This window comes from Synechococcus sp. RS9907 (genome assembly GCF_014279615.1).
In the GTDB taxonomy this organism is placed as follows: domain Bacteria; phylum Cyanobacteriota; class Cyanobacteriia; order PCC-6307; family Cyanobiaceae; genus Parasynechococcus.
Window position 1 is genome coordinate 1,142,565 of record NZ_CP047944.1, and the last position, 25,690, is coordinate 1,168,254.

General features: G+C 59.4%; 22 protein-coding genes. 16 read left to right on the top strand and 6 right to left on the bottom strand.

Annotated features, from left to right (window positions below; translation table 11 throughout):
- Nucleotides 1-82: 82 nt before the first annotated feature.
- The 4 genes from tsf to SynRS9907_RS06230 are packed head-to-tail and all read left to right on the top strand — an operon-like array spanning nt 83 to nt 5,067.
- A complete protein-coding gene (gene tsf / locus SynRS9907_RS06215) occupies nt 83-745 on the top strand; it encodes a translation elongation factor Ts (RefSeq protein WP_038555235.1) in 663 nt (220 codons plus the stop codon).
- Nucleotides 746-750: 5 nt separating this feature from the next.
- A complete protein-coding gene (locus SynRS9907_RS06220) occupies nt 751-1,872 on the top strand; it encodes a hypothetical protein (RefSeq protein WP_188022176.1) in 1,122 nt (373 codons plus the stop codon).
- Nucleotides 1,827-4,343, top strand: a complete 2,517-nt coding sequence (recG, locus tag SynRS9907_RS06225) for an ATP-dependent DNA helicase RecG (protein WP_188022177.1) — start codon at nt 1,827-1,829, stop codon at nt 4,341-4,343. The genes SynRS9907_RS06220 and recG overlap by 46 nt, the downstream gene beginning before the upstream one ends.
- A gap of 22 nt (nt 4,344-4,365) precedes the next feature.
- Nucleotides 4,366-5,067: a M15 family metallopeptidase gene (locus SynRS9907_RS06230; RefSeq protein WP_188022178.1), complete on the top strand. Its 702-nt coding sequence runs from the start codon at nt 4,366-4,368 to the stop codon at nt 5,065-5,067.
- Here SynRS9907_RS06230 and SynRS9907_RS06235 read toward each other — a convergent pair.
- Nucleotides 5,031-6,773: an NADPH-dependent assimilatory sulfite reductase hemoprotein subunit gene (locus SynRS9907_RS06235; RefSeq protein ID WP_188022377.1), complete on the bottom strand. Its 1,743-nt coding sequence runs from the start codon at nt 6,771-6,773 to the stop codon at nt 5,031-5,033. The two genes, SynRS9907_RS06230 and SynRS9907_RS06235, sit on opposite strands and share 37 nt — an antisense overlap.
- An 88-nt stretch (nt 6,774-6,861) precedes the next feature.
- Here SynRS9907_RS06235 and glyS point away from each other — a divergent pair, with 88 nt between their 5' ends.
- Complete coding sequence (glyS, locus tag SynRS9907_RS06240) at nt 6,862-9,027, top strand: glycine--tRNA ligase subunit beta (protein WP_188022179.1); 2,166 nt, start codon at nt 6,862-6,864, stop codon at nt 9,025-9,027.
- Between the two features lie 50 nt (nt 9,028-9,077).
- Complete coding sequence (locus SynRS9907_RS06245) at nt 9,078-9,302, top strand: hypothetical protein (protein WP_255446014.1); 225 nt, start codon at nt 9,078-9,080, stop codon at nt 9,300-9,302.
- 49 nt (nt 9,303-9,351) lie between these two features.
- Here the strand turns inward: SynRS9907_RS06245 and chlP are convergent, their stop codons facing one another.
- Nucleotides 9,352-10,734 (bottom strand): geranylgeranyl reductase, encoded by a 1,383-nt coding sequence (gene chlP, locus SynRS9907_RS06250; RefSeq protein WP_114989068.1) that lies wholly within the window; start codon nt 10,732-10,734, stop codon nt 9,352-9,354.
- A 108-nt stretch (nt 10,735-10,842) separates the two neighbouring features.
- Between chlP and SynRS9907_RS06255 the strand changes: the two genes are divergently transcribed.
- From SynRS9907_RS06255 to SynRS9907_RS06270, 4 genes are all read left to right on the top strand, one after another.
- A complete protein-coding gene (locus SynRS9907_RS06255; protein ID WP_188022180.1) occupies nt 10,843-11,595 on the top strand; it encodes a M15 family metallopeptidase in 753 nt (250 codons plus the stop codon).
- Nucleotides 11,592-14,141, top strand: coding sequence for a U32 family peptidase (locus SynRS9907_RS06260; RefSeq protein WP_188022181.1), 2,550 nt, complete (start codon nt 11,592-11,594; stop codon nt 14,139-14,141). The genes SynRS9907_RS06255 and SynRS9907_RS06260 overlap by 4 nt, the downstream gene beginning before the upstream one ends.
- Nucleotides 14,142-14,197: 56 nt before the next feature.
- Nucleotides 14,198-14,353, top strand: coding sequence for a ribbon-helix-helix protein, CopG family (locus SynRS9907_RS06265; RefSeq protein ID WP_188022182.1), 156 nt, complete (start codon nt 14,198-14,200; stop codon nt 14,351-14,353).
- A 71-nt stretch (nt 14,354-14,424) separates the two neighbouring features.
- Complete coding sequence (locus tag SynRS9907_RS06270; RefSeq protein WP_188022183.1) at nt 14,425-16,938, top strand: DUF5906 domain-containing protein; 2,514 nt, start codon at nt 14,425-14,427, stop codon at nt 16,936-16,938.
- A 68-nt stretch (nt 16,939-17,006) separates the two neighbouring features.
- Here SynRS9907_RS06270 and SynRS9907_RS06275 read toward each other — a convergent pair whose 3' ends face one another.
- Both SynRS9907_RS06275 and SynRS9907_RS06280 read right to left on the bottom strand, forming a co-directional pair.
- Nucleotides 17,007-17,231 (bottom strand): hypothetical protein, encoded by a 225-nt coding sequence (locus SynRS9907_RS06275; protein WP_223157685.1) that lies wholly within the window; start codon nt 17,229-17,231, stop codon nt 17,007-17,009.
- Nucleotides 17,232-17,266: 35 nt separating this feature from the next.
- Nucleotides 17,267-17,959: a hypothetical protein gene (locus SynRS9907_RS06280; RefSeq protein ID WP_188022185.1), complete on the bottom strand. Its 693-nt coding sequence runs from the start codon at nt 17,957-17,959 to the stop codon at nt 17,267-17,269.
- 392 nt (nt 17,960-18,351) lie between these two features.
- Between SynRS9907_RS06280 and SynRS9907_RS06285 the strand changes: the two genes are divergently transcribed.
- From SynRS9907_RS06285 to SynRS9907_RS06300, 4 genes are all read left to right on the top strand, one after another.
- Nucleotides 18,352-19,374, top strand: coding sequence for a phage major capsid protein (locus SynRS9907_RS06285; protein ID WP_188022186.1), 1,023 nt, complete (start codon nt 18,352-18,354; stop codon nt 19,372-19,374).
- A 172-nt stretch (nt 19,375-19,546) separates the two neighbouring features.
- A complete protein-coding gene (locus SynRS9907_RS06290; protein ID WP_188022187.1) occupies nt 19,547-19,714 on the top strand; it encodes a hypothetical protein in 168 nt (55 codons plus the stop codon).
- Between the two features lie 72 nt (nt 19,715-19,786).
- Nucleotides 19,787-20,428: a hypothetical protein gene (locus SynRS9907_RS06295; RefSeq protein ID WP_188022188.1), complete on the top strand. Its 642-nt coding sequence runs from the start codon at nt 19,787-19,789 to the stop codon at nt 20,426-20,428.
- Between the two features lie 158 nt (nt 20,429-20,586).
- Nucleotides 20,587-21,006 (top strand): hypothetical protein, encoded by a 420-nt coding sequence (locus tag SynRS9907_RS06300; protein WP_188022189.1) that lies wholly within the window; start codon nt 20,587-20,589, stop codon nt 21,004-21,006.
- Here the strand turns inward: SynRS9907_RS06300 and SynRS9907_RS06305 are convergent.
- Nucleotides 21,003-21,515, bottom strand: a complete 513-nt coding sequence (locus SynRS9907_RS06305) for a hypothetical protein (protein ID WP_188022190.1) — start codon at nt 21,513-21,515, stop codon at nt 21,003-21,005. The two genes, SynRS9907_RS06300 and SynRS9907_RS06305, sit on opposite strands and share 4 nt — an antisense overlap.
- Nucleotides 21,515-23,263 carry a recombinase family protein gene (locus SynRS9907_RS06310; RefSeq protein WP_188022191.1) on the bottom strand — a complete coding sequence of 583 codons (1,749 nt, stop codon included), beginning with the start codon at nt 23,261-23,263 and terminating at the stop codon, nt 21,515-21,517. The genes SynRS9907_RS06305 and SynRS9907_RS06310 overlap by 1 nt, the downstream gene beginning before the upstream one ends.
- 216 nt (nt 23,264-23,479) lie before the next feature.
- On the opposite strand from SynRS9907_RS06310, the gene typA reads away from it, so the two are divergent.
- Nucleotides 23,480-25,288: a translational GTPase TypA gene (gene typA, locus SynRS9907_RS06315; protein WP_114989070.1), complete on the top strand. Its 1,809-nt coding sequence runs from the start codon at nt 23,480-23,482 to the stop codon at nt 25,286-25,288.
- A complete protein-coding gene (locus tag SynRS9907_RS06320; protein ID WP_115008966.1) occupies nt 25,288-25,644 on the top strand; it encodes a DUF309 domain-containing protein in 357 nt (118 codons plus the stop codon). Before typA ends, SynRS9907_RS06320 begins: the two co-directional genes overlap by 1 nt.
- The last annotated feature ends 46 nt before the right edge of the window (nt 25,645-25,690 follow it).

Here is a 25,690-nt window from a genome sequence, read left to right on the forward strand (position 1 = left end):
TCCTCTCCCCGCTAAGTTCACGCCGCTGATTCCAATCAAGGAATCGGCGGCGATTCAATTTCCCTTCTCACTGCTCCGACCGATGGCTGCTGCCGTATCCGCCAAGCTTGTCAAAGAACTGCGCGACAAGACCGGCGCGGGGATGATGGATTGCAAAAAGGCCCTGGCCGCCACGGAAGGCGATGCCAACAAGGCCGTTGAGTGGCTTCGCCAGAAAGGCATCGCCAGCGCTGAAAAGAAATCCGGCCGCACCGCCGCCGAGGGTGCCATCGGCAGCTACATCCACACCGGTGCCCGCGTGGGTGTGCTGGTTGAGGTGAACTGCGAAACCGACTTCGTGGCCCGGGGCGACATGTTCCAGTCGCTGCTGCGTGATGTCTCCATGCAGGTGGCGGCATGCCCCAACGTTGAGTACGTCACCACCGACGAGATTCCCGACGAGATCCGTGAGCGGGAAAAGGCGATCGAGATGGGTCGTGACGATCTCGAGGGCAAGCCTGAGCAGATGAAGGAAAAGATCGTTGAGGGCCGCATCGGCAAGCGCCTCAAGGAACTCGCCCTCATGGAGCAGCCCTTCATCAAGGACAGCTCCATCACCGTTGCTGACCTCGTCAAGCAAACCGCTGGCAAGATCGGCGAGAACGTGAAAGTTCGTCGCTTCACGCGTTACACCCTGGGCGAGGGCATCGAGGTGGAAGAGAACGATTTCGCTGCTGAAGTGGCGTCCATGCAGAACGCCGGCTGATTCCCTTGTCCGACCCGGACGTCAGGCCTGCTTACGACCCGTCAGAACAGCTGGCACGCCTTCAACGGTTGTGCCGGCTGCGGGCCATCGCCCTGTACAGGGAGCAGGCTCTCTATCTTCAGGTGCTGCGGGAACTGCTGGAAGGAGCCACCCGTCAGGCCCTGTTCAATCTTCTCGGTGAGGTTGATCCCTCCCGTTTTGGTCGACTGCCGGAGTCGACCCGTCAGAATTTCCATGCAGCGGTCACAGACCTGATCGACCGCTGCAGCGTTCTGCTCACAGTTGAGCAGCTGATGCAGCTGGTGGGGCAGATGCAGCAGGAGCAACGGCGCCAGCAGGCCCATGCCAGCAGAAGCATGCTGCAGAAGCTCAGTCGCCAGTCCCAGGAGAGTGCGCCTGAACCCGAGCCACCCACCTCTGAGCTCCCACGGGAAGAACCGAGCGGATCCATTCAGTTGAGCTTGGCTTCACCGCTTGAATCCCCCCCGAGGACGGCTTCCCCGGACCCCGTTAAAGAACCGGTCCCTGAACCCGCAGACAACAAATCTTCGGTTGATTTGGATGTGCTCCGCTCACTGTTCGAGCTGGCCGGTGATGCGATGCAGCAGGCCCAACAGCCCCTTGATCCCGGTGCTGTTCTTGATCCTTCGGTGGAGGGCAACGACAACTTTATCCCGAATGAACCGGATGCGCTGTTGCACTGGATTCAGGCCATGGATCAGGCGCTTGAGCGACGCCTTCGCAACCTGTCCCATGCGGTGAATGTGCAGATGTTGCGGTCAGGACTGGCCCAGACCCTCCTTCCTATCAGCCTTCTGGATGCTGTCCTGAAGGGGCAGGTCGAAACGCAGCCAACCGCCACGAACGTGCTTCGCCTGCGCCTCCCTCTGGCCGTCGGTGAGCTCGACCAGGGCATGGATGTGCTCTGTGTGCTCTTACGCAGCAACGATCTGGAGTTCGACAGCCCACGTCTGCGTCAGTGCCGCAAACGATTGCGCGCTCACCACCATGCTCTGCTCACAATGGTGCGGCAGCAGCGTCATTGGCAGCGTCGCTCCCTGGATCGTGAGGCCCGGACCCATTGGCAGACCCCATCGGATTCAACGCAGCAGCTGAGCGGGGACTGACCAGCGAGCAGCTGTCGCTGCTCCTCACCTGGATGCTTCCCCTTCAGCGCTCGCTGGGGTTGGAGGCCGACCGTGGTTTTCAGAATCTGCAGGGTCGCCAGCAGCGCTTTCACGCCTTTCTGCAGCAGCAACTCGCAGCGCCTCCGGCCGTTCCCTTCCCCCAGGGGGTCAGTGAACGCATGTCCAAGCTCAGCTCTGGCTTTGCCGACTATCCGGAGCTCGCTGATCCGGCCCGCCGTCGCTTGGTCACCGATGCCCGTCAGTGGCTGCATGAGCTGCGCCATCGCCTGGAACCCTCGGCTCCGATGGCACCGCCACGCCTCAAGGTTCAGGCGTCGCCCCAGCAGCGTGCCAGCTCACCACTGCAGCTCGATAGTCCCATCACCCAGATCCGTGGTGTGGGTCCGAAATTCGCGGCACGGCTGGCTTCGATCGGCCTGCTTCTGGTGCGTGACCTGCTCCGCTATTACCCCCGTGATCATGTCGATTACTCCGCGATGCGCCGCATTGAGGCGCTGGTGTCGGGGGAAACAGCCACGATCGTCGCCACGATTCGCCGTTGCAACGGATTCGTCAGCCCACGGAACACCAACCTCGCCATCATTGAGCTCCAGCTGCAGGACCCGACCGGTCGCCTGAAGGTGAGCCGTTTCCTGGCGGGCAAACGCTTCAGTTCTCCGGCTTACCTCAAGGGCCAGCAGCGTCTCTACCCCGTTGGTGCCACCGTGGCCGTCAGTGGTCTGGTGAAAGACGGCCCCTACGGCATCACCTTTCAGGATCCGTTGATCGAGGTGCTGGACAGCCCCTCGTCTCCAGTCAAATCCCCCAGCATCGGACGGCTTCTCCCGGTGTATCCCCTCACCGAAGGAGTTGGCGCGGATCGGTTCCGCAGCCTGATCGATCAGGTCCTGCCCCTCGCGGCATCGTGGCCTGATCCTCTCCCCGCCGCGATCCAGCGGCAATTCCAGCTGCCGGCACTGTCGGAGGCCCTGCAGGCCCTGCATGCGCCCAAGGACCGCGAAAGCCTCGATCGGGGACGGCGCCGGCTGGTGTTCGATGAGTTTCTGCTCCTGCAGCTCGGTCTGTTGCGCCGACGCCAGGCGCTGCGCTCCCGGACGGGTCCGGACCTGGATCTCCAATCCAGTGCCAATGGGCTGGTGGGGGAGTTCATGGATCTTCTGCCCTTCCGCTTCACCGCAGCCCAACAACGGGTGTTTCAGGAGATCGAAGCCGATCTGGCGCGCAGCGAACCCATGGCTCGTCTGGTGCAGGGTGACGTGGGCTCGGGCAAAACGGTGGTTGCCATTGCAGCGTTGCTCAGCACCATTGCCTCGGGCTGGCAGGGGGCCCTGATGGCCCCCACGGAGGTGTTGGCCGAGCAGCATTACCGCAACCTCTGTCAGTGGCTGCCTCAGCTCCATGTGAGCGTCGCCTTGCTGACGGGATCCACGCCGCGGCCCCGCCGTCGGGAGCTGCTGGATGACCTGGCCAACGGTTCGCTGAAGGTGCTGGTGGGCACCCATGCCTTGCTCGAGGATCCTGTCGTTTTCAACCGCCTGGGGCTGGTGGTGGTGGATGAACAGCACCGTTTCGGTGTGCATCAACGGGATCGCCTGCTCAACAAGGGCTTGCAGCCCCATCTGCTCACCATGACGGCAACACCGATCCCTCGGACCCTGGCGCTCTCGATGCATGGGGATCTCGATGTCAGCCAGATCGATGAATTGCCGCCAGGGCGAACACCGATTCGCACCCGCATGCTCACGGCCGCAAAGCGGGAGAAGGCCTATGAGTTGATCCGTGAGGAGGTGCAGCTGGGCCAGCGGGCCTATGTCGTTCTGCCTCTGGTGGACGAGTCTGAAAAGCTCGAGCTTCGCTCAGCCGTTGAAGTTCACGCTGAATTGGCCTCGGAGGTATTCCCAGATCTGGCCGTTGGTTTGCTGCATGGGCGTCTCTCCAGTGCTGAAAAGCAGGCGGTGCTGACCGATTTCGCTGCTGGCACGACTCAGGTGCTGGTGTCGACCACGGTGGTGGAAGTGGGCGTGGACGTGCCCGAAGCCAGCGTGATGGTGATCGACCATGCCGAACGTTTCGGCCTGGCGCAGCTGCATCAGTTGCGGGGGCGCGTTGGCCGTGGCGCCGCTGCCTCCCATTGCCTGTTGATCAATGGCAGCTCCAATCCCCTGGCCCGCCAGCGTCTGGATGTGCTGGTGCGCTCCACCGATGGCTTCGAGATCGCCGAGATGGATCTGCGCTTGCGGGGGCCTGGCCAGGTGCTGGGAACCCGACAGTCGGGCCTGCCTGATCTGGCCTTGGCCAGCCTTGCCGATGATGGTGCTGTGCTGGAGGACGCACGAACAGCCGCCCAGGAGCTGTTGAACAACGATCCTGAGCTCAAGCAGCACCCGTTGCTGCGCGAGACCCTGGAGGCCCAGCAGCGTCGCCTCAGCGGTGGCACCCCCTTGAACTGATCCATCCCGTTGCCGCGATTCGATGCGCCCCTGGAGTCCGATTCCAATCGAAGAGTGCGGCGAGCCTTTGCAAGCGCTGCCTCCCGCTTTGTTGCGGATGGAACCTCACCCGTACATGGCGCTGGGGGCGCCCTATGGGACGTCGGGGAATCCCTTTCAATTGCGCCTGGGGGTCGTTCAGCGCCTGCTTGATGCTCAGCAGCAGCTGGTTGAGCACGATCCCCGCCTGCGCCTGAGCATTTTTGATGCCTGGCGGCCGATCGCCGTGCAAGCCTTCATGGTGGACCACAGCATTGCGGAACTCTGCCGTGAACGCGGCGTGGAAGCGCGCTCAGGGCACGCCTTCGATCAGGTGGTGGCCGATGTGGGGCGCTTCTGGGCTGCTCCCAGTCGGGATCCTGCGACCCCGCCTCCCCACAGCACCGGTGCGGCTGTTGATCTCACCCTCAGCAGCAGCGATGGAACGCCGCTGGCCATGGGGGGAGAGATTGATGCCATAGGTGCGGTGTCTGAACCGCAGCACTACGCCGGTCGGCAGGATTCCGAAGCTCGACGCTGGCATCAACGCCGGCAGTTGCTGGCTGAAGTGATGGGATCAGCCGGCTTTGCCCAGCATCCGAACGAGTGGTGGCACTACTCGTTCGGCGATCAGCTCTGGGCCTGGCGAAAAGGTGCAGCTGTGGCGGTCTACGCCGAGGCCGTCAACAGCGCGCTCACTTCCTGATCACCAAGCTTCTCGATGTGGTCCCCGAAGCTGCGACGTCCACCGGCGGCTTTCCAGCTGAGGAGGAGCGGTTCAAGGGTTGTCTCCAGATCATCCAAGGGCAGTTTTTCCAGGTAAGGGCGCGCCAGACGCTGGAGATTGGGGGTGCCGCCGAGCCACAGCTGGTACTGGTTAACACCGTTGCCCACCAAGCCCAGCTCCGCCATGTAGGGGCGGGCACAGCCGTTGGGGCAGCCGGTCATCCTCACCAGCAGGGACTTTTCAATCTCGAGACGTCGCAGCTGGGCATCGAGGCGATCCAGAACATCCGGAAGGATGCGCTCAGATTCGGTGATGGCGAGCCCGCAGGTGGGTAGAGCTGGGCAGGCGATCGCATGCCTGGCCAGAGGTGCTGGAGCTTCAGGCACCTCAAACCCGAGGGCTTCCAGCTGGGTTCGAATGCTGGCTCGCTGGGAGGTGCCGATGTTGCACAGCAGCAGGTCTTGGTTGGCGGTGAGGCGAATCTCCAGCTGGTAGGTCTCCACCAGCTCCCTCAGCCCTGCCTTGAGATCTCCGTTCAGGCGGCCACAGAGCAGGGGAAGTCCCACGAACCACATCCCTGCCTTCTGGCGATGCCAGCCGAGATAGTCCAAAAGCTTGGCCTTGGGCTCATTGCGCAGCCCCTTGAGGCTTCCCTTGAAGTAGGTCGCGCACAGGGTGTCGCGGAACCACTGGATTCCCTTGTCGTGCAGCAGATACTTCATGCGGGCGTGCTTGCGCACCTCCCGATCACCGTGATCCCGTTGCAGCGCCAGGATCGCCTGAACCACATCCAGAACGTCGGCAGCATCGACGTAACCCAAGGGGTCCGCCGTGCGGGCGAAGGTCTCCTCCTTGTTGTGGGTGCGGCCCATGCCACCGCCCACGTAGACGTTGCAGCCCCGCAGATCGCCGGAGGGGTCGGTGAAGGCCACCAGGCCGATGTCCTGGGTGAGCAGGTCAACAGAGTTGTCCCCCGGCACGGTGACGGCCACCTTGAATTTCCGGGGTAGATAGGTGTCCCCGTAGAGAGGTTCCTCAGTGCTGCCGGAAAAAACGCCGCCCTCGCTCTGGCGCTTTCTGGCCTTCTGAACGGCTCGGCTGGGCTTGAAGCGATAACTCAGGTTACCATCCACCCAGAGGTCCAGATAGGCCCCCTCGGCCGCTTCGGGGCTGAGTAGATCAGCAATGTCGTCGGCCAGGCGCCGTGCCACGGGATAGCCGCCTTTCTCAAAAGGAGCTGGTGGTGCCATCACATTGCGGTTGATGTCCCCGCAGGCCGCCAGGGTCGAGCCCATGTTGCGAACGATGGTGCCGATCACCTCTTTCAGGTCGGCTTTGGCGATGCCGTGCATCTGGAAGGCCTGACGGGTGGTGGCCCGCAGAGTTCCGTCCCCAAGGCGGTTGGAGAGGTCATCGAGTGCGAGGAACAGTCGGGCAGGGATGCGTCCGCCCGGACTGCGCAGCCGCAGCATCATCTGCCAGCTGCGAACCTTGTCCGTCTTGCGCAGTTCGCGGTGGTGCTGTTGGTAGCTGCCGTGAAACTTCAGCAGTTGAACGGCATCTTCCGTGAAGCGAACATCGTCGTTGCTGAGCTCGCTCAACAACGGGTCGCGTAGATGGTCGCTGTCCAGCTTGCGCTGCTCCGCCTTGGACAGCGATTGAGTTCCTGTTTCCGCCACTGCCAAGGAGCCTTCCCCCACCCCGAAAAGGATTTCTTGATTTGAACGTAGCGAAACGGCTTCCAATACAGTCGCTTCCGGCTCTGACCTTGGCGTGACGGCAACCTTTCTTCTGGAAATCGGCACCGAGGAGCTTCCTGCCGATTTTGTCAGGCAAGCGCTTGACCAGCTGCAGCAACGGGTGAGCCGTGATCTGCGTGAGGCAAGGCTTGGCCATGGAGCGGTGTCGGTGTTCGGCACCCCCCGGCGTCTGGTGGTCTCCGTTGCTGATCTGGAGGACCGCCAACCCGATCTTGAGGAAGACCGCAAGGGCCCTCCCGTGGCTCAGGCTTTTAAGGACGGCATCCCAGGGCCAGCGGCGATCGGTTTCGCCAAGCGCTGCGGGGTTGATCCCTCAGCACTTGAGCAGCGTGACACTCCCAAGGGGCCTTGTGTCTTCGCAACCGTGCTCACCCCCGGTCAAGCCTGCGTTGAACTGCTCCAGGGGCTAATCCCCCAATGGATTGATGCGTTGCAAGGTCGGCGGTTCATGCGCTGGGGCACCGGAGCCCAGCGCTTCAGCCGCCCCATCCGCTGGCTGCTGGCGCTGAAGGGTTCAGAGGTGATCCCGGTGGTGCTGGGCGCCGCTGACCCTGAGGTCCGCAGCGATCGTTTCAGCCGTGCCCACCGTCTCCATGGTGACGAGCCACTCTCCATCGCATCAGCGGAGCAGTTTGGAGAGACCCTTGCCGCCGCTGGCGTTGTTGTCGATCGTGCGGAGCGGGCCAAACGAATTCGCACCAGCCTGGACCAGTCGGCACAGGCCGCCAACGGAACTCCCGACTGTCCGGAGTCGCTGTTTGAGGAACTGGTGGACCTGGTTGAAGACCCCAGGATTCTCGAGGGAACCATTGCTGAGCGGTTCCTGCAGCTTCCTCCGGAGGTGATCAGCACGGTGATGCAGGCCCACCAGCGTTATGTGCCGCTGCAGGTGCCTGGTCTGGAGGCTGATCCGCTCCGACTCACCGCTGAGGCTGTGCTTCGGCCCCAGTTCCTTTTGGTGGGGAATGGCCTGGCCCCGGCGTCGTCCTTGATTGTTCGCGGCAATGAACGCGTGCTTGGAGCTCGCCTGGCGGATGCCGAATTTTTCCTCGATGTTGACCGGCGTCAGTCCAGCGACTCCCGGCGTGAAGCCCTCGACCGTGTCACCTTCGCCGAGGGCCTGGGAAGTCTTCTGGACCGCTCCGAGCGAATCGAGCGGCTCACCGGCCTGCTGTTGAAGCAACTCGGTCTTGATCAGGGCGTGGTGGATGCGGCCCAGCGTGCCGCTCATTTCTGCAAGAACGATCTGGTCAGCCAGATGGTGGGTGAGTTCCCTGAACTTCAGGGCCTGATGGGGGGCAAATACCTCCTGGAGGAGGGAGAACCCCGCGATGTTGCTCTCGCTGTGGTGGAGCACTATCTGCCCCGGGGAGCCGGTGATGCTCTGCCCGCAACCCCCGCGGGAGCTGTTGTCGCCTTGGCGGAACGGCTCGAGCTGCTGCTCAGCATCTTTGCCAAGGGAGAGCGACCAACCGGATCCTCCGACCCCTATGCCCTGCGGCGGGCCGGCAATGGTGTTGTGCAGATTCTCTGGCGCATGGCCTGGCGCCTCGACCTCATGGCCTTCCTCAGCAACGCCGTGGAGGAGTGGGCTGCTCTGTTCCCGGCCTTTGCGGTGGATGCCAGCCAACTGCATAACGACCTCTGTCAGCTGATGCGGCAGCGGATCGTGTCTCAACTGGAAGACGACGGCTTTGCGCCTGATCTGGTGCAGGCTGTGGCTGGTGATGCCGTCTCCAGCCAGCGTCTGCTCAGTGATCCCCTGGATGTCAAGCAGCGGATTCAACTGTTGCGTGACCTTCGGGACAGCGGTCAGCTGGATGCCGTCCAGGCGGTGGTGCAGCGGGCAGCGAAGCTTGCCGAAAAAGGTGATCTGGCACGCGATCAGCTTGTGGCCGGCGAAGTGGTTGAGGCCGAACGGTTCGAGTCCGCCAGTGAGAAAGATCTGTTCGCAGCTCTCGAGCAGCTGCAGCCATTGGCTCAGCAGCGGTCGTATCAAGCCCTTGCCGATGCGCTCGTCGCGGCAACCCCGGCGCTCCAGGCCTTCTTTGATGGTGACACCAGCGTGATGGTGATGGTCGACGATGCCGCGCTGAGGCTCAATCGCCTCAACCTGTTGGCGGTCCTGCGCAATCAGGCTTCGGTCTTGGCCGAATTTGAATCGATTCAATCCAAATGAAGGCAGCCCTGGCCTCTGCGGCTAAGCAGGGGCCAGCCGCTTGAGCCGAAATGCCTGATCAACAGACGACCACCACCCAGCCGCCTGTGGTGATCCGCCAGGGAGGAAATGGTCTGGGCAGCGTGATTGCGGCGCTGATCTTGGCTGCTGCCGCCGTTTACGCCATCAACGTCTGGTCGACGACCAAGAAAGAAACATCCCCCGCCAAGAGCATTGAGCAGGGGATTGAGCGGATCAAGGATGCCGCTGGCAAGGCGATCGAGTCACGCAACTGACCAGCAGCGTTGTCATTGGTGTTGGAGTGATGTTGAGGGCCGGCCTCCCTCAGGAGACGCCGGCCTTTTCCTTCGACTCGGAACCTTTGGAGTTCCCCTCCTTGGATTCGCCAGCCTGAGCCTTGATCTGCTGGGCCGCTTCCTCCGCGAGGAAATCACCGTCGGAACGGCCAACGGCCGAAGGAACAGGGTTGTAGACGGATGGAGCCAGAGCCTCGCCCCGGATCAGGCTGCCCAGGGTGCGGAGGGTGAGCTTGATCTGCTGCCAGGGGTTCATCATCACCACCCGTTTGTACAGGTAGCTGTCAAACGTCAGCTTCTGCACGTCCTTGTCGTCGCACATCTCGACGAAGGCTTCCCGGGCAGCGTCGTTGCGATAGAAGATCCGCTGCAGGATGTCGAGCACCGCATAGGTGGCACCGTATTTGCGGTCCCAGCGCTTGAGGTAGGTCGACTTGATCTGCTTTTCGGTGGGGATGGAGGCACCGTTGTTGGAGATTTCCACAATCGCTTCGGCACACATCCGGCCGCTCTTGGCAGCGAAATAAATGCCTTCCCCGGAGCTCTTGGTGACGTAGCCCGCTGCATCGCCCACCAAGGCCATGCGGCCCACAACCCGGCGCGGACGGGGGTGCTCAGGAATTGGGTGGGCTTCCACCTTGATCACTTCGCCCTGGAATAGGCGCTTGTTGGCCCGCTCACGAATGCCCCTTTGCAGACCCTTGATCAGGCTCTGGTTCTGCTGCATGGTTCCCGTTCCAACGGCCACGTGGTCGTATTTGGGGAACACCCAGGCATAGAAGTCGGGAGAGACGTCTGTTCCGACGTACATCTCAGCCAGATCTTCGTAGTAGGTCATCTCCTCAGCAGGAAGCTTGATCCGCTCCTGGAAGGCGATGGCCACGTTGTAATCCCCGGCGTCCATGGCTTTCGCCACTCGGGAATTGGCGCCATCGGCACCAATGATCAGATCCACAGCCAGAGTCTTCTGCTCACCGGTCGGGCCACCACCGCTGTAGTCGGCGTAATGAATGGTGTAAGGGCCCTGACGGTCTGCACCGGTGTCGATCTTCTGGACCAGGCCGTTGATCAGGGTTGTGCCCAGATCGGCGGCGCGGTTGCGCAGGAAGGCATCGAACACCTCACGACGGCACATGCCGATGTAGGCGTTTTCGTCGTAACCGAGGGGATCCAGCTTGATGTCCACCTCCCGGTTGGAAGGGGAGATCATCTTCATGTTGCGGACCTTGCGGTCGATGATTTCGTCGGGCAGGTCGAACTCTTCGACCATGCAAAGCGGAATGGCTCCACCACAGGGTTTGGCGTTGTCGAGTTTGCGCTCGAACAGCCAGGTTTCAATTCCCGCCTTGGCCAGAATTTCGGCAGCACAGGAGCCACTTGGGCCACCGCCGATCACCGCAACTCGCAACATCTCAGCCCGTCTCCGCTGGATTGTTTTGTGAAGCTATCACTGTCACAACAACCATTGTGGGTTGAGCTGGCTGCTGCCTTTACGATCGAAACAACACGCATCAGCGCCTTGGTTCGGGCCTCCTCTGCGCGACGCATCGAGCGGGAGGACATTCCGGTCGCTCGACGAACACGGCAGCCGCGTCAACGCAAGGGAAATGGCGCAGCTGGATTGCTGTTCGGGCTCGTTCTCGTCTGTGCGGGAAGCCTGGCTGTAGTGATGCTGGTTCCCACGCTGCTGTCACGGCGCCAGCCCACGCAGAGCCTTGAGATTTCAGGCTTTCGCGAACGTCCTGACGCCGATGGCCGACTCCTGGGCCACTTCCCCTACGGAGAGGCTGACGCTGATCAACTCATCGTCTTTGAACCGGGGATCAAGCTGAATGTGAAAGCCGCCGAGGCCCTGGACACGATGATGCGTTCTGCCTTGGCTGACGGGATCGATCTGCGTCTGCTCAGTGGATTCCGCTCCTTGGCCCTCCAGGAATCGATCTTCTTTGATGTGGCCTCCGAACGGAACCAGACCGCCGAAGAGCGAGCCCAGGTGTCAGCTCCACCGGGCTACTCCGAGCACAGCACGGGTTACGCCGTCGATCTCGGCGATGGCCGTTTTCCTGAGACCAACCTCTCCCAGAGCTTTCAAGACACCGCCGCCTTTCGCTGGTTGCAGGACCATGCGGCGAGATATCACTTCGTGTTGTCCTTCCCTGAGGGCAACAAACAGGGTGTGATGTACGAGCCCTGGCATTGGCGCTACGAGGGCAATGCGGATGCACTGCGTTTGTTCGAGCCGGCCAGTCGCTTCTCCAGGCGCGACCCTTGACCGTTCCCGAACTGCTGTCACCTGCCGGCGACTGGGCTGCGATGAAGGCGGCCGCTGCCTCCGGTGCCGATGCGGTGTATTTCGGCGTTGATGCCTTCAACGCCCGCCAGCGGGCTGAAAATTTCCGACTGCAAGACCTTCCTGAAGTGATGCAGTGGCTGCATCAGCGGGGGGTGAAGGGATTCCTCACCTTCAACGTGTTGGTGTTCAGCGATGAACTGGAGTCAGCGGCTCAGTTGCTGATCGCTGCAGATCGAGCCGGTGTGGATGCGGTGATCGTCCAGGACGTGGGGCTCTGTCGCCTGGCCCAGCGGCTGGTGCCGAACCTCTGTGTGCACGGCTCAACCCAGATGTCGATCACCAGTGCCGCGGGGATTGCCCAGGCTGCGGCGCTCGGTTGCCAGCGGGTGGTGCTGGCCCGTGAGCTGGCCCTGCGTGATCTCGAGCGACTGCAGACACAACTGGTTCAGCGGAACCTTGCGATGCCGTTGGAGGTGTTTGTGCATGGCGCCCTTTGCGTCGCCTATTCCGGTCAATGTCTGACCAGTGAATCCCTCGGGCAGCGCAGTGCCAATCGAGGTGAGTGTGCCCAGGCCTGTCGCCTGCCTTACGAAATGGTGGTGGATGGGCAACCCCACCCCCTTGAAGACCAGCGCTACCTCCTCTCGCCCCAGGATCTGGCGGCCTGGGAGCTGCTGCCGGAGTTGCAGCGCATCGGCGTGGCCAGCCTCAAGATCGAAGGGCGTCTGAAGGATGCTGCCTACGTGGCTGCCGTCACCGACGCCTATCGCCAGCGCCTGGATCAAACCCCCGCTTCGGCGCCGCAGGTGCAACGCCAGCTTGAGCTGGCCTTTTCCCGAGGCCTTTCCACCGGTTGGCTGGAAGGGGTGAACCATCGCCGTCTGGTGCATGGCCGCTGGAGCAAGAAGAGGGGCCCGCTGCTGGGGCAGTTGCTGCGGGTGGAGCGGGGTGGTTGGTTGCATCTGCGCAGCCGGGAACAGCTGCATCCCGGGCAGGGCCTTGTGCTGGAACAACTGTCGTCCGACCCGCTGCAGCCGCCTCGGGAGATCGGTGGCCGGATCATGGTGTGTGAGCGGATGGGCGACGAACGCTGGAAGCTGCGCCTGGGGCCCGATCGTGTGGATGGCTCTGGCTTGAGAGCAGGCGCCTCGGTCTGGCTCACCAGTGATCCCGATTGGCAGTCCCGTTGGCAGCGTGCCGCCCGTCGCACGGTGGAGGCTCGGTCCCGGGATCTGGCGCTGCGGGTGTCCGGTCGGCTGGATGCCCCGCTGGAGTTGCAGGTGCTGGAGCCCCAGGGATTTGAGCTGAAGCTCTGCAGCACCATGCCGCTCCAGAGTGCTTCGCAGCGCCCCTTGGACCGGGAACGGCTTGAGCAGCAATTGGGACGCCTCGGGGGAACCGGTTGGTCGCTTCAGCATCTGGAGATCGAACTGGAGGGCGATCTTTTTCTGCCCGTGGCGGAACTGAACCGCATGCGCAGGGCTCTGCTGGAGCAGTTGGAGGCCACAGGGGACTGCAGCACCGATTCAGGGCCTGTCCCTGCAGCCACCAAAACGGCAGACCCAACGGAGCTGCTGGCTCAGATGTGCCCACCAGCTGTCGCTCCCCTCAGCGAGACCAAGCCAGGCTTGGTGGTGCTGGTGCGCAGCCTGGAGCAGCTGCAGGCCTTGGTGGATCTCTCCGGCACGGACCTGCCGATTCGCTCGGTGGTGGCGGATCTCGAGCAGCCTCGGGAGCTGCGGGAAGCGGTGGCGATCGGCCGAGGCTGCTGGCCTGAGGGTGTATGGCTGGCCGGTGCACGGATCACACGCCCTGATGAACGCTGGTCGCTTGAGCCACTGATTCGGGCCCGTCCTGACGGTTTCCTGGTGCGAAATGCCGATCAGCTGGAGGTGCTCACGCCGCTGGCCCCCTGCATTGGTGACTTTTCCCTCAACACCGCCAACCCCCTGAGTTTCCAGTGGTATCGCGACCATTGGGCGCTGCAGCGACTCACGGCCAGTTACGACCTCAACCTTCAGCAACTGCTGGATCTGGCCGCCGCCGTTGATCCAGCGCTGCTGGAGGTCACCCTGCACCAGCACATGCCGTTGTTCCACATGGAGCATTGCCTGTTCTGTGCATTCCTCTCGGACGGCAAGGACCACACCGATTGCGGTCGTCCCTGTGAGAAGCACCACGTCACCCTGCGGGATCGCAGTGGCGTTGAACACCCCCTGCGGGCTGATCTGGGTTGTCGGAACACCCTTTTCAATGGCACGGCGCAATCGGGCGTTGAAGCGCTTCCGTCGCTGCTGCGGGCAGGCGTGCGCAGGATCCGGCTCGAACTTCTCGATGAGGATGCCGCTGCGACGCAACGGCGCGTCAGCCTTTACGCCGAGGCTCTGGCGGGTCGGATGGCCACCCAGGAGGTCTGGTCCCAGGAGCAGATCCACCACCAGCTGGGCGTCACCCGCGGCAGCCTCAAGGTGTCAAGTGCGCACATCGAGCCTTCTAAGTTCGGGCGGAAGCGCAAACACAAGTGATTGCAATGAGTCTCAGGGTCTGAGACAACGGAATCGAACCTGTTCCGGTCCGATTCATGTCCAGCTCCAGAGCCATCAACATCGAGGGCAAGCGCGAGGTGCGCGTCTCCGCTGACGTTGACCGTCAGTTGGCTCAGCGCGTCGATGCTGTCGCCAAGGCCAGCAACTCCACCAGGGCTGAGGTGGTGCGTGCTGCGCTCCGAAAGCTCTGACAAGGAAAGACCCCTCAGCGGCTGCAACCGCGTGAGGGGTCTGTGCGTTCGAAAAATTTCTCGTCTTCAGTATGACCACCACCACCAGGCCAGTACATGGCCCTGTGGGGACGATCTATCAGTTCTCCCCACACCAGCGGGTATTTCGCGATCCAGAGACCCTGGAGCTGCTCACAGAGCATGCTGATCCAACCAACAAGGGTTTTGGTGAGACCAGGTTCCTCAAAGGTCCTGGCCCTAACGGTTGGTCGATCTTCAACTTTGAAAGCGTCTCCGCCTATCTGGAGGACTTGCGGTCAACCAGGGATCCAGAAGATCGAGTGGTTTACGAATTCCCTGATGTCATCGACGCACAGGCGGCTGCGGATGTCGGTCAGAGGAACGCCTTCTGCCAGCCGCACCATGCCCAATCCCATCAGGAGATGGTGCAGCGGTATGCAGATCTCAGGTATCGGGGCGCATGGTGCTGTTACTACGTCACACCTGACCGTCCCGATGAGGAAGAGAAGGCTCTCCGCCATCAAAAGGCGGCAATGGAAGGCGGGCTGACGCTTCTGATCGCTAAGAGCCACATGGAGCCGTTATTTGCGGATCCAGCAGACGAAAAACGGTGGTTTGGCGTCCCCATAAATCCTTTTTTCAGAGGTCAGATCGGACGTATCGAACCTCGCGATCGCAGCCGATACATGACCGAGCTGTATCACCACTGCGACTATCCCCTCCTTAGCGATCCTGAGTTTCAGCAGGCGTCGCTAATGGATGACGATGACCGCGAAAAACTCATGCTGCGGGGTGCATCCCACCCTGAGCAAACGAACGACTATTGGCTTCGTAAACGCTGGAGTGAGCCTGAGAAGCATGAGTTGAACCCTGAGCGGTTACTGCAACGCGGCAACCGCATCACAGAGGCTCTTGGCACTCAAATCAGGACCAATCGCTCCGGACCCACGAAGTGGGACATCTTCACTGGCACGCACTGGCAGGAGCAGAACACGCACGATGCGGTGAACGCACTCCAAGAGGAGTTTTACGTTCGCAACGGCTGGAGCAGCCGCGATTTTCGAGACCTAAGCAGCGATCGCTTTCAGCTGCGTAATGGCATCGCCAGCTCAATACCCAAGGCGAGCCGCAGGTTGCTGCCGTTCCTCAACACCTGCCTCGACTTGGAGAGCAGGGAGTGCATCAAACACTCGCCAAACAATGGGAACCGTTTTGTTTTGCGCCTGAACTACGAGCCAGGACAGCGCGAACCGAAAAAGATCAAAGCCTTCCTTCTGGATCGTCTTGGTGATCCGGCGCTGGTTGAGATGTATCGCGCCTTCGTTTGGCACGTTCTGACCGGACGCAGCATGAAGTGCTTCTTGGAGATCACTGGCGCCTCAAATTCCGGCAAGTCAGTACTGACCTCTCTGATCGTGGCCATCGTCGGCGTTACCAACATGGTCAGCTGTGACCTCAGCCAGCTCGAAGATTCCAAGAGTCGTTTTGAGACCCAGCGTCTCTCTGGCAAAAAGCTGGCCGTCTTCAGCGAATCGCAGGACTACAAGGGCAAAGGGGAGATGCTCAAAGCCCTCACAGGTCGCGACCGCATCCGCGCTGAGAAAAAGAACAGCACTGAAGAAGTCGACTTCACCTATGTGGGTGGTGTTGTCATCACCGGCAATTCTCCTGTCTGCTTCAAAGATGCTTCTGCTGCAATCAGCAACCGGCGCCGCAGCTTGATTGTCGACAAGGTCATCGATGACAAAGATTTTCGCGAGATGTGCGAAGTCGACGATGAAGGCAACTGGATCGGTGACCTTGTTCCAGAACTGTCAGCGATGGTGAATTGGGTTCTGGATATGGATCCGGCTGATGCCATCAGGGCAATGAGCCGAAACCTGGCGTCAGAGGCTCGGCGTGATGCTGCCAAGCAATCTCTGCTGGATTCCGACCCACTGGCTCAATGGGCAAACGAGCGGTTGGTTTACGACTCCACGCTCAAGAAGGACGGCAAGCCATTGCACGCCCAGGGCGTTGGCAACCTCCAGTCTGATCCTGAAACCCACCTCCTCACCAACTACCGGAGCTGGTTTGAGGCCAACGAAACTGGCGAGGCTCTCACCACCAAGACGTTCAAACGAACGCTGGTGGAAATGCTGCAAGCCATCGGCATCCCATTGCCACCAGGACGTCTGGATAAGGGGCAATACCGAATCGATGGCAAAGGCAGCGTGGTGCCGTTCATCCGCTTTCGTCGTGGTGACGATGCTGCTGACCATCCAGGGGTGATCGATGCAGCTTTCAACCTCCAAACGGTTCACGAACGGTTCGCAAACGCCAAGACCCCAGAAGCAAACGGATCAAACGGTTCAAACGGTTCTGAAGAGGTTTCAGCTCATAGGGGTTCAGAACTTTTCCAAAACAAGGCCCCTGGGGGCCTAACAAGCACCTCTGACCAGGAATCTGACTTTTCTCCAGACACTGGTGATGGTGAAGTCGGCCAAACCCGTTTGAACCGTTTGTTGAGTTGGGAACAGGGTTCTCAGCCGCAGGAACCCGTTTGGCAACCGTTTGGCTCAGCTCACGACGTGGAGGCGGGCTGATGGACCCCACTGAGATGACGCCCATCCTCCGAGAGATGCAGGCGCGGGATGCCTACTGCCTTGATCGTTCAGTCGTCAGAACCTTCGAAGGCTCGGAGAGCGCCAAAGAGTGCTTGGAAGTAGGGGAAAATCCAGAAAATCACTCCGATGATGGTGACCCATGCCAACCAGGTCAGGAGTAAGGCGCCAACACCTCCAGCTGTGTTGCCGTCATAGAAGTGATTGAGAGCCAGTGGCCAGCCAAATGCCAAGAGCGCGATCTTGACCAAAGCCTTCCGTTGCTGAATCTGCATAAGGGGCAAGTGATACCCCCAGTTGGTAGCAAGAGCTACCGGAGCAGCCTCCGCAGCTTCTGCTCGATCAGCGCAGGCAACTGTTCCTCGGCTTTCTTGATCAGCAGGCCGTGGAAGTCGATCTGGGTGTCGACCTTGGGCTTCTGATCCACCAGGGCGAAGGCGAGCGACACCTGGTTCTTGATCCTGTAGCGCCTCCAGATACCGGGGCCGAGGCCACCATGGCGTTCCGGCAGAACGAAGTAACGCTCCGCCCCTGCTGGGTTCGGTGACGTGAGTTGGCTGATCAGCGACTGAACCTTCTTGCCTTTGAGGTTGCCGTTCTTGGCGATGAACTGGCGGCCGGCCCTGGAGCCGGGCACCGGCACCGCGATTTTGTTGGTGCCGTACTTGCCCTGAAGGAATCCCGCCAACGTGGTGGGCTTAATCGGCTTCTGGCGCCTGCCGTCGCTGCTGTCGGTGGGGAACAAATATTGCGCAGCACTCTGGTTCTGCCTCTGATCGTCGTTGATGTAAATCCGTAGTTCTGAACCGCGATGTTCGAAACGAGGGCTCTTCAGCGTGTAGTTGGTTGCGGTCTGATATTTGTCACGCATCGCATCAGCAAGAGTCTTCCGACTTTCAAAGCCGAATGACTTCAATGCTTGTTCTGCTGCCTGCGGCAGGTATGCCTTCTCGATCAGATTCAACTTCTTGATGATGCTGTCGATGTTGTGAGTAATCGCCATTTAATTGTTTATCCTGTTGTTAATCGCATTCTAGATATGTTTCCTCTTTGTGATGATGATGCTCCGAGCCAATCTGACCGCTGTGATTGCGGAATGATCAATCCACAAGCCAGGCGGCTACTACGACTCCAGGCAGGCCGTACGACAGCGAACGGCCTGAACGACCGCGTGGCGATTCCAAAAAAGCGGACCGCGTTTCCCCATGGACCGGTAGAAATGACGACCTGGCAGTAGAACGCCAGCCTTCCGAAATCTTTGGAGAGTTTTGCTGCTGAGGTTGATCTCAGTAGCCATCCATTCAGTGGACACCCATTCTTCTGATTGCATGTCCATCACTGGGCAACACTTACCCCATTTTAGGGATACGTTTTGGAGAGGATTGTGGTGTTGGTATGCATCGTCTGAAGCGATATTCGATCGTCGATCTCGCCGAGTCTCTGAAGATTGGTGGTGATATTCGACGCGGCAAATATGAGCGCGGGCTGTCTGGCATGCAGCTCGAGTTGCTTGGAAACCATGGCCGTGCCGGTGCGGCTTTGCCCACTGTTCAGCTGTATCGAGATCTGGAAACCGGCGTGATTGATGGTGGCCAAGCCTTGGCGGTCACCAGTGTTTTGCCTGTCGCTCAGGCCGTACGTCCGGAGACTGTTTTCGAGGCTGCCGGCGCCCAGGTGGTGCAGCTCAATGACACCAGCGCCGCAACGCTGCCGGTGTTCGATGGCGAGGTGACCGACACGACGTGGATCAGCGAGAACGCAGCAGCACCGTCGTTCTCAGCTCTGACCGTCAAGTCGATTCAGAGTTCCCCCAAGTGCTGTTCCAGCCGGATTGCTTACAGCCGCAGGCTTGCCGCGTTGGCTACCGACAAGGCTGCCTTCGAGGCTTCGCTGCTCACGGAGCTGCGCCGCACCATCAAGGTCGAGATCGAGAAGAAATACTTTTCCGGCAGCGGCAGCAGCAACCAGCCGCTCGGGATTTACAACACCACCGGCATCAGCTCGAAGACGTTCAGCGCCGCCCTCCCGACTCATGCCGAGCTGGTCGACATGATCGAGCTGCTGGCGGATGCCAACGGTGATCTGACCGCTGCACGGTTCCTGGTGCATCCCTCAGATATGACCGGGCTGTTGAAGCAGCAGGTCACCACCGGCGGTGGTGACACCACGTTGAGCTTCGTGGGTAACGGCTACAAGATCGCCGGCATCCCGGTGTTCGCCACGACCGCAGCAACCGAAGGCAAGGTGCTGCTGGCGGATATGAGCGCCATCACGTTGCTGTTCTATGGCCCGCCTCAGCTGATCGTTGATGCCTTCTCTGGCGGCAAGAGCACCACGGGCCAAACCGAGCTGATCGTGCAGAACTACGTCGACAGCCTGATTCGAGACCGGAGCCTTGTTGTGGTCGGTTCGGCATAGGCCGATCACATCGTGGCGATGAACGAGCGCCACTACGGGGGGAGGTTGGAGTTCCCTCCCCCCAACTATTTCCACGCACGGTGATCCGCCCGCACTTCAAGGGCAGATCACCAGAGCCAGGACCACCACCTCAGCAGTCAAGTCTCAACTCAGTTCATAACCCTGGTCAGTCATGCCGCGCCATAACTGGATTACGGCCTACGCCTCGCAGAGCATGCGGCCATCACGCTTTGAGCCGCCCGAGCGTCACTGGTTGGATTTGCAGGAGTCGCTCAACCGTTGGGGCTCTGGTTACAGCTGGAGCCGTTATGAGCAAATCGCAGCGATTGCAAAACCATGAGCTTGAATTGCATTGCATCAAGCAGTGAATTTGTCTTGAGTCGTATGATCGCTGAAGACTTAATCGTGAATTATGGGAAAAAACAAAAAGAAGAGCGATAAAGATCAAATTACCGGTCTGAAAATTGATGTTCTTTACCCCAACGGGGTGAAGCATCGCTTCAGAGATGGCGTTGTTTACATGGTTGAATATGATTATGATGCGGAAGATGTTAATATTCTGCGCTCGTTAAGCAAAATCCCGACCAAAGCTCCGCCGGCTGGCAAAACGTATCTTCAGGTGCAGCTAAGCAAAAAAGGACTGATGAAAACAGAAATATATTCCGATGGCGATGTGACTAGAGCCTTCCACAAGGGCAAAATTAAATTCAACAAAAAAGGCAATTTAAAGGTAATTAAGAATCGCAAGAGCGGCTATATGACATGGGAGTCTGATTATGACGCGTTTTACGGAAGCGCGGAGGTTTATTCTCCTTCGCACAAAATTGTTCCAAAGAAAAAGAAAGGTGGATTTTTTGATCTACCTAGGGGCAAAGAGGTGGCACATCTTTCTATGACTGGTCATGATTTACACTTGACCTCAGACGGTTCGCCGAAGTATTGGACTACCAGTGAGCGTGGAGCTGGTTTCAGTTATTTTTATAATAATCTTGGAGGCGGACGATATTTTTTCGAAGGATGGCATCTTGAGCCATTCGACACTTCTCTGATTTGATCAATATTGTGAAATTGCTTAAAGATGGGTCCTTCTTCGGTCAATACCCGCGGTGATGTCGCAGCCGCAGGTTGTGTCCAGGTACAGCCCCAGCAACTAACGCAAATAAGGCCGATTAAGCGCAATTAGGCCCGGCCGGGCCTAACAACAGCAGCACCATGGCAACAGGCGATCTGATCACCCAAAAAGAGGCCGCCGCGATCCTGAATCGCAGTGTTTCAGCTGTATCTCGGGCGCTGCGGGATGGTCGGCTGGAGTACATCGACAGCGAGCGCCGGCTGCTGCATCGCCCCGGCCTAGAGGCGAGGTTCAGGCAAACAACACGGCCGCGGATTGATGCACCGCAACGCAAAGCGCAAAGAGTTACGCCCGATCGGCCGGAAGTTCTCGCCGGGGGCAACCCTCGGCGAGAGATTTCAACGGACTACTGGCAGCGGTTGCAGGACAAGCTCAGCGTCGTGCTCGATGGTGCGCCCTTTTATTGGGCACGGGAGCCAAACCCAGCGCAACTACGACTGTTCTGCTGGACGTTGGATGAACTCAGGAGTCAGGTTGAGGCTGAGGGGTTGGAGCCTTAATCCACTTCGCCGCCCTTAGGCAGGGTGTCGATGAGCGGGCAGAACTCATCAAGGACTGCCTTGGCTTCCGTTGTTGAGTTGAACTTGTAGCTCTTTTCCCCTGGCGTCAGATACATGTCTGGATCATCAACTTTGAACCAACCAGCGTTGTCTTGATCCCAGTTCGCTGTGTAGTCCTGGCAGTCGGCCTGCACGCCCCACATGGAGTTGTACTTGTTGCTCTGCAGCCCGTATTGGTACTTCAGGTACCTGCCATAACTCCCATTTTTGCTGAGTGCTTTGACCGACTCGACGCGCATCCGAACGATTTTGCCGTCATCGCGAGTCCAGGTCCTGAGCCCGTCCTCAACATCCTTTGTCTGCTTGGGCGGGAGACCACCGGTCATGGTCTGAACGCAGCCTGCGAAGTCAGTCGCCTTCATGCAGAACTCAGCGATCTTCGGGTCAACTGCAGCGGCGGAGGGTGCTGAAACAGCCAGCAGCGGCAGAAGCAGGAGGATTCGTTTCATCAGGAGGCTCCAGCGCTCTTTTCCTTCACTGGGCAATCGTGGCGCAGAGGCTCAGCCACCTTCAAGATCTCGCCCATGCGTTGGGCAATGACCTCATCATCAAGGTCAAACAGTTCCATATCCACAACGCTGGTGTCTCCAACTGCTTGGCCGTCTTCCCTGTAGAGGTGCATTTCAACGGCACCTGTCGCGCTGGAGAGTCTGATGCGTGGCACTGGGTTGGCTGCTTCAACGAAGGTGAAGGTGATGCCCAGTGTTTTGCACCAATCATTGAAGTCCTCCCGCTTTTCGATGTCGTAGCGGTCGCCGGTGAGGAACTGTTGAATCCCTTTTTTAACCCTCTTCTCCACCGACTCACTGTCAGCCTGTAGCTCCAAGACCTTGATGTCTTGCCTTGTTGCCTCAGCTTGCCGTTGGGCAGATTTGACCTGTTGTTCGGTCTTTGTAATCAACGCAGCCATGCTGTTCATGACTATTGGATCCACTCCATCGGCTGATTTGCCAAGCACATTGAGATTGTTTTGAACGTTTTTCAGTTCACCCTCGAACTTGTCAGCCACCTCAACTTCTCTGGCTAGCTTCTTTTTCAGCACTCTGATCTTCTTTTCATCCAGCTGAGTTTTGAAAAGCTTTTCCCACTGGGCATCCATGAATGCGCTCAGGAATAGTGTTTCGTCATAGAGGATCGATCGGTGCTTAGCACCACATTCTGCTGATGGTCTGTTGCAGCGAAGCCTGATTCTGCCGTTACTCTCGCCGCTACTCATCGCTGCACCGCAACTGCAATAGGTCATTCCCTTCAGAATGTTGACGCACTTACCATTCGGCCCACCTCGCCTTCCGCTGCCTTTCTTGGGTGTCTTTTCGTCGATGATGGCTCTGACTTTGGTGAATAACGTTCGCTCAATAATTGCTGGGAAATAGTTTTCAATCTCTTCGTCGCCATCCTTCCTAAGCTTCTTGATTCCTATTACTTGTCTGTTTCTAAGGATTCGGCTGACGTTGCCATGTCCCCATCGTCCACCTGTGCTCGTTGGTATCTCTTCTTTGTTGAACATTTGTGCAATGGTCCAGGCTGATATCCCTCTGCTAGCTAGTTCAAAAATCCTGCGCACGACATCTGCAAATTCTTCGTTAATGGTGAAGTCGCCGTCTTCTACATAGAGCCAATCTGGGCAGTCTGATTCAGAAGCAAACTTCTCCCCTGTCTCTTCATATCTGCTTCTTCGTTTTTCCCACTTGTCTACGATCCTTCCTGAAAGTTTTTCACTAAAAAAGTTTGCTTCTTTTTGCAGCATCTTTAGTGTTACCGAGACAGATATATCGCTGTTGTATTTGTCTTCGGTGATTATCCAGTCTTGAGAAACGATCGATAGGGAGAGGTCGTTATCCCACAGTTCATGCAGCTCTTTCTCGCTGAGGCTGATGCTGCTGCGGCTGAACCGGTCCCAGTGCTCTACCACCAGTGTTGAGCCAGCGGGGACCTTGCGTTCCTTCCTCGCCTCAATAAAGAAGCGGAGCATCCCTTTCTTCCGATGCACCCGGTGATAGGCGCTCAGACCCTTGTCCCTTAGTACGCCTGCCTCTTTGAGGCCGTGTTTGGCGCAGAACCTTGAACAGACTGTCTCCTGCCGCTCAAGCCCGTCTCCGTCGACCTGATTGATGTCCGAGACGCGTTCGTAGCTGTATGCCAGCCCTGTGCCAGTTACCGGCACCTCTAAATCGGTGGTCAGTTTGGGTTTTGGCACTTTTGCGGTGGTGAATCGCTGCCGTTGCTCAGATGCGAGACGCCTGGTTAGGCAACCAAGTCCCTTGCAGACACAACTCTAGGCAGGGTGTGCGCATTAGATTTACGCAGGAGCCTGCGCAGCAAGGGTCCGGAGCGCACCAGTCGATTCTCACGTTGAGATAACCTGTCGCACTGCGCCTTTGGCGTTCTTCACAAATACTTACGGTCAGCCCGCATGAGCGCCAACAACAAGGCGATCCGCAACATCGCGATCATCGCCCACGTTGACCACGGCAAGACGACTCTGGTCGATTCGCTGTTGGCGCAGTCAGGAATTTTCCGCGACAACGAGGCCGTCCCCACCTGTGTGATGGACTCCAACGACCTGGAGCGTGAGCGGGGCATCACGATCCTGTCGAAAAACACGGCGGTCACCTACAACGACACCCGGATCAACATCGTTGACACCCCTGGTCACGCCGATTTCGGTGGAGAAGTGGAGCGGGTGCTGGGCATGGTTGATGGTTGCCTGCTGATCGTGGATGCCAACGAGGGGCCGATGCCCCAGACCCGTTTTGTGCTGAAGAAGGCCCTCGAGCAGGGCCTGCGTCCGATCGTGTTCGTCAACAAGATCGACCGGGCCCGGGTGGATCCCGAGACCGCCGTCGACAAGGTGCTCGACCTCTTCATCGAACTCGGCGCTGACGATGATCAGTGCGATTTCCCCTACCTGTTCGGCAGCGGTCTCGGAGGCTTCGCCAAGCCCGACATGAAGACCGACAGCGACAACATGCGTCCGCTGTTCGATGCCATCCTGCGCCACGTTCCGCCCCCGGTTGGTGATCCGGAGAAGCCCCTCCAGCTGCAAATCACCACCCTTGACTACTCCGACTTCCTCGGCCGGATCATCATTGGCCGCGTTCACAACGGAAAAATCAAACAGGGTCAGAACGCTGCGCTGATCAAGGACGACGGCAGCATCAAGAAGGGCCGCATCAGCAAGCTGCTGGGCTTCGAGGGGCTGCAGCGCGTCGAGATTGAAGAGGCGTCTGCCGGTGATCTGGTGGCCGTGGCTGGCTTTGACGACGTCAACATTGGCGAAACCATCGCCTGCCCCGATGAGCCCACCGCTCTGCCGCTGATCAAGGTGGATGAGCCCACCCTGCAGATGACCTTCGTCGTCAACGATTCACCCTTTGCGGGCAAGGAAGGCAAGTTCGTCACCAGCCGTCAGGTGCGTGACCGCCTGCAGCGTGAGTTGCTCACCAACGTTGCCCTGCGTGTGGAAGACACCGATTCACCGGACCGGTTTGCGGTGAGTGGTCGCGGTGAGCTGCACCTCGGCATCCTGATCGAGACCATGCGCCGTGAGGGCTATGAGTTCCAGGTGTCCCAGCCGCAGGTGATTTACCGCACTATCGATGGCACCCCCTGCGAGCCGGTGGAAACCCTGGTGATGGATGTGCCTGAACCTGCGGTGGGCAGCTGCATCGAAAAACTGGGCACCCGCAAGGGCGAGATGCAGAACATGGAAACCAGCGCTGATGGCCGCACCCAGCTGGAGTTCATCGTTCCCTCCCGCGGTCTGATCGGTTTCCGCGGTGAATTCATCCGGGCCACCCGCGGCGAAGGAATCATGAGCCATTCCTTCTATGAATACCGGCCGATGATGGGTGAATTCGACACCCGCCGGAACGGTGTGCTGATCGCCTTCGAAGAAGGAACAGCAACGTTCTACGCCCTCAAGAACGCCGAGGATCGCGGCCAGTTCTTCATCAGTCCGGGCACCAAGGTCTACAAGGGAATGATCATCGGGGAATACAACCGGCCTCAGGACCTCGAGATCAACGTCTGCAAGACCAAGCAGCTCACCAACATGCGTTCCGCGGGCGCTGAGGAACTGGACACGCTGCAAGCACCGGTGCAGATGACGCTGGAGCGCGCGCTGGAATACATCGGTCCCGATGAGATGCTCGAAGTCACGCCCGAGTCGATCCGTCTGCGCAAACTTCCCGGCAAGAAGCCGGCCAAGTCCAAGCGCTGATGCCTCAGGCGGACCCTCGCTTTCAGCAGGGTGTGGAGCTCTTCAATGCAGGTGAGTGGTACGCCGCTCATGATCTGTTTGAGGAGCTCTGGCATGAAACAGCTGATCCGGAACGGCGCAGCCTTCAGGGGATCCTGCAGGTGGCGGTAGCGCAGTTGCACCTGCAACGGGGCAACCGGCGCGGTGCCACGATTCTTTTCGGTGAAGCTCTGGGTCGTCTCAAACGTCCTGGAACCCCGGATCTTGGCTTGGATCTTGCGTCTCTGTGCCGTGCTGCGCAACAGCGGCTTGAGGCGCTTCAGCAGGATGGGGATCCCGAGTCATGCACTGTCCCCGTTCTTGAGTCCATGCGCTGAAGCGCCGGTAATCTCGACGAACTTGGGCAGGTGGTGTGGCAGTGAA

What these genes read in the sequence shown, in the direction of transcription:
- SynRS9907_RS06230 (WP_188022178.1), top strand. Translation starts at nt 4,366, where the DNA reads ATGCGCCCCTGGAGTCCGATTCCAATCGAAGAGTGCGGCGAGCCTTTG.
- SynRS9907_RS06280 (WP_188022185.1), bottom strand. Translation starts at nt 17,959, where the DNA reads ATGGCGATTACTCACAACATCGACAGCATCATCAAGAAGTTGAATCTG.
- SynRS9907_RS06265 (WP_188022182.1), top strand. Translation starts at nt 14,198, where the DNA reads ATGTCCAGCTCCAGAGCCATCAACATCGAGGGCAAGCGCGAGGTGCGC.
- SynRS9907_RS06275 (WP_223157685.1), bottom strand. Translation starts at nt 17,231, where the DNA reads ATGCAGATTCAGCAACGGAAGGCTTTGGTCAAGATCGCGCTCTTGGCA.
- SynRS9907_RS06295 (WP_188022188.1), top strand. Translation starts at nt 19,787, where the DNA reads ATGGGAAAAAACAAAAAGAAGAGCGATAAAGATCAAATTACCGGTCTG.
- SynRS9907_RS06305 (WP_188022190.1), bottom strand. Translation starts at nt 21,515, where the DNA reads ATGAAACGAATCCTCCTGCTTCTGCCGCTGCTGGCTGTTTCAGCACCC.
- SynRS9907_RS06320 (WP_115008966.1), top strand. Translation starts at nt 25,288, where the DNA reads ATGCCTCAGGCGGACCCTCGCTTTCAGCAGGGTGTGGAGCTCTTCAAT.
- tsf (WP_038555235.1), top strand. Translation starts at nt 83, where the DNA reads ATGGCTGCTGCCGTATCCGCCAAGCTTGTCAAAGAACTGCGCGACAAG.
- SynRS9907_RS06245 (WP_255446014.1), top strand. Translation starts at nt 9,078, where the DNA reads ATGCCTGATCAACAGACGACCACCACCCAGCCGCCTGTGGTGATCCGC.
- SynRS9907_RS06270 (WP_188022183.1), top strand. Translation starts at nt 14,425, where the DNA reads ATGACCACCACCACCAGGCCAGTACATGGCCCTGTGGGGACGATCTAT.
- SynRS9907_RS06290 (WP_188022187.1), top strand. Translation starts at nt 19,547, where the DNA reads ATGCCGCGCCATAACTGGATTACGGCCTACGCCTCGCAGAGCATGCGG.
- typA (WP_114989070.1), top strand. Translation starts at nt 23,480, where the DNA reads ATGAGCGCCAACAACAAGGCGATCCGCAACATCGCGATCATCGCCCAC.
- chlP (WP_114989068.1), bottom strand. Translation starts at nt 10,734, where the DNA reads ATGTTGCGAGTTGCGGTGATCGGCGGTGGCCCAAGTGGCTCCTGTGCT.
- SynRS9907_RS06285 (WP_188022186.1), top strand. Translation starts at nt 18,352, where the DNA reads ATGCATCGTCTGAAGCGATATTCGATCGTCGATCTCGCCGAGTCTCTG.
- SynRS9907_RS06300 (WP_188022189.1), top strand. Translation starts at nt 20,587, where the DNA reads ATGGCAACAGGCGATCTGATCACCCAAAAAGAGGCCGCCGCGATCCTG.